This is a genomic window from Vibrio sp. 10N.261.52.A1 (assembly GCF_002876325.1).
Classification (GTDB): Bacteria; Pseudomonadota; Gammaproteobacteria; order Enterobacterales; family Vibrionaceae; genus Vibrio; species Vibrio chagasii.
Map to the genome: position 1 here is coordinate 1 of NZ_MCYD01001300.1, position 1,743 is coordinate 1,743.

Consider the following 1,743-nt stretch of genomic DNA (forward strand, 5'->3'; position numbering starts at 1 on the left):
GTATTTTAGGACGAGACACTATGCTTTTCATCTTTATTGGTGTGCTTCGTCTTCGACCAAATGTATGTTTAATTCCGATGGCAGCTGAGTGTTGTTCGTGTAGATGCGGTCAAAATCATTCAGTGACGCTACCTTTAGAGCGGCAAAGCGTCCCCATTTACTGGCATCCGCGACAAGCCAGTTTTCGCGGCTGTTCTTTATGATCGACTTGGATAGGTCAGCTTCAACTTGTTCATGCTCCATGGCGAAGTGACTGTCTGTTACTGAACCACAACCACAGATGCCGATGTCTGCTTCAAAGTCGGAAAAGAAGTGGACCACGCTACTTCCCACCATGTCTTGATGCTCTCGTCTGAACAAACCACCCGCCAAATACACTTCAATCTGCTCATTTGCCTCAAGGATGCGAGCCACCTGAAGGTTATTAGTGATCACTCGTAACGCTGGCTTTGCTAACAAATACTGCGCAATTCGAGTGACGGTGGTACCAATGCCCATCATGACGGTTGAACCTTCTGGTATCGCATCGGCAACTGCTATAGCAATACTGTCTTTTGTTTCTGATTCAACGCCAGCGCGGAATCGATAACTCGTGTTCGTGAGCGTAGTAGGTAAGCTGACGCCTCCGTGCACTCTGCGCGCTAGACCTTGCTCACACAGGTGGTTTACGTCACGACGAATGGTTTGAGTGGTAACAGAAAACAACTCGGCTAAGTGGTCGATCTGAATATCTTGGTTAGCTTTAAGCGTTGCGAGTATTTCTTTCTGGCGATGGTTCAGTTCCATAGAAGCCCATTAAAATTGGTTTGGTACGTCAGTGATGATGTTATCGACGCCTAGGTTGAAATATTTAGCCGCCAATTGTGGATCGTTCAGGGTCCATATTTTCAGAACTGCGCCTGAAGCTTTAATCGCTTTTGCTGTTTTCTCATCAAGGATGCGGTGATCAATATGAATGCTGTACAGATCAAGTGATTGAAGGGACTCCAGGCTGAAATCGTTCCACACTTCGCAGATAAAACCACGTTTAACCTCAGGCATCATTTGCTGGCAAAGACTTAGTGCCTCTTTTTTGAAGCTTGAGATGAGCAGTTTTTCAATAGGGAACTGCTTTTGCTCAATCAGTGCGATTACTGTTTCAACGAGTGGCTGAATAGCCTTATCGTCATAAATTTTGATCTCAAGGTTCAGAGTTACATCAAGTTCTAGACACTTGTCGAACGCTTCACTCAAAGTAGGAATCGTTGTCCCCGCGAATTCGCTACCAAACCAACTACCAGCATCTAAGGTCTTGAGTGTGGTTAAGTCTAAATCGGCGATATTGCCCGTTCCGTTAGTACAACGATTGACTGTCTTGTCATGAAAAACCATAGGGATGCCATCAGCGCTCAACTGGGTATCAATTTCAATCCATTTAGCACCAGCTTTCGCTGCGTGTTCAATACTCACTAACGTATTTTCTGGTGCTAAAGAAGCGGCACCGCGGTGGCCTGTGATCATAATTCAATCTCGATGTTCATTTGAAAATTCAGGAAACAGTAGCTCTACTTTATTACAGATTTATTATCTATCCGCTATATCTACTTATTTTAAATGAGAGCTAGCTTAAAGGTGTTGTACAGAGTTTATACAATAGTGAGACCTTATACTCACAATGTTCAAGTCGGTAAGATTAATGTTCATATGAATGTAATAATTCACTCACATACTCTACGAAAACTTAATAACACCCTCTATATTTAG

Annotated in this window: 2 protein-coding genes; both read right to left on the bottom strand. The window is 43.5% G+C overall.

Annotated elements, in window-relative coordinates; translation table 11 throughout:
* Nucleotides 1-33: 33 nt before the first annotated feature.
* The gene (locus BCT81_RS27085) at nt 34-786 is read right to left on the bottom strand and encodes a DeoR/GlpR family DNA-binding transcription regulator (RefSeq protein WP_102426470.1); all 753 of its coding nucleotides are present in this window, start codon (nt 784-786) and stop codon (nt 34-36) included.
* 9 nt (nt 787-795) lie between these two features.
* Complete coding sequence (locus BCT81_RS27090; protein WP_102426471.1) at nt 796-1,500, bottom strand: glycerophosphodiester phosphodiesterase family protein; 705 nt, start codon at nt 1,498-1,500, stop codon at nt 796-798.
* Nucleotides 1,501-1,743: the final 243 nt, after the last annotated feature.

Coding starts and splice junctions, on each gene's coding strand:
- BCT81_RS27085 (WP_102426470.1), bottom strand. CDS start 786: ATGGAACTGAACCATCGCCAGAAAGAAATACTCGCAACGCTTAAAGCT.
- BCT81_RS27090 (WP_102426471.1), bottom strand. CDS start 1,500: ATGATCACAGGCCACCGCGGTGCCGCTTCTTTAGCACCAGAAAATACG.